Origin of the sequence: Streptococcus sp. KR (genome assembly GCF_002238115.1) — a bacterium.
Lineage (GTDB): Bacteria > Bacillota > Bacilli > Lactobacillales > Streptococcaceae > Streptococcus.
The window spans coordinates 1-264 of record NZ_NGVM01000270.1 but is presented as its reverse complement, the minus strand read 5'-3'; the positions used below and the strand labels follow the sequence as shown (position 1 = coordinate 264).

Here is a 264-nt window from a genome sequence, read left to right as displayed (position 1 = left end):
GACCCAACTATGAAGATCGGTAAGCAAATTGCCGAACCACTCATTATTCATAAAGGTATGAAACGTGAAAAAGCTTATGCCCAAGCCTTGGAAATGATGAAGTTAGTTGGAATTGAAAATGCTGAACAGCGGATTAACAACTATCCTCACCAATTTTCAGGTGGTATGAGACAGCGGATCGTGATTGCGATTGCTTTGGTTAACTATCCTGAAATCCTGATTGCTGATGAGCCAACAACTGCTTTGGATGTAACCATCCAAGCA

1 protein-coding gene is annotated in these 264 nt (G+C 41.3%); it reads left to right on the top strand.

Translation table 11 applies throughout. The features are described 5' to 3' along the window. Positions 1-264, top strand: a 264-nt coding sequence (locus CBI42_RS11905; RefSeq protein ID WP_142294163.1) for an ATP-binding cassette domain-containing protein, incomplete at both ends; no start/stop codon positions are given.